This is a genomic window from Hydrogenophaga intermedia (genome assembly GCF_023715105.1).
In the GTDB taxonomy this organism is placed as follows: domain Bacteria; phylum Pseudomonadota; class Gammaproteobacteria; order Burkholderiales; family Burkholderiaceae_C; genus Hydrogenophaga; species Hydrogenophaga intermedia_A.
Genome location: NZ_JAMBNO010000111.1, coordinates 1 through 428, shown reverse-complemented (window position 1 = coordinate 428; position 428 = coordinate 1). Strand labels below are relative to the sequence as shown.

The 428-nt window shown below is 66.1% G+C and carries 1 protein-coding gene; it reads right to left on the bottom strand.

Translation table 11 applies throughout. The annotated features are described in order from the left end of the window. Window positions 1-74: 74 nt before the first annotated feature. The coding region (locus tag M3149_RS22810; protein ID WP_251711633.1) for a hypothetical protein at window positions 75-428 on the bottom strand (354 nt) is incomplete at its 5' end.

Genomic DNA, 428 nt, shown 5'->3' with positions numbered 1-428 from the left:
GTCCTCGGTGTCTTGGTCCTCACCCTCAGCGCCGATGGTGAACGCAGCCAGGTGCTGGAAATCTGGCAGTCTGCTCACTCGCTCACCCCGTAGGTGGTGAAGCCTGAGCGGATCGTGGCCCTGGCCTCCCTGGGCGTCAGCCCAATGGAGGTGGCCACGATTTCTAGGGCAGCAGCAGCACGCCATGCGTCAGGCAGCTCACCACCTGCCAGCATTTCTCCCACCCTGCAGGCGGTCCAGCGCAGCACGGTGTTGCGCTGGCCTTCCTGGGCCTGGCCCAAGGTGCGCAGCAAGCCCTCCAGACGTGCTGCAGGTGACCCCTTGCGGTGTCGCGCTGTGGTGATGTGGCGTGGGGGCTGGGGCTGAATCGGGCGGCGAGGGAAAAAGTCGCGCAGGAATTGGGGCCTGGTGTCCTCGGTGTCGGGTGA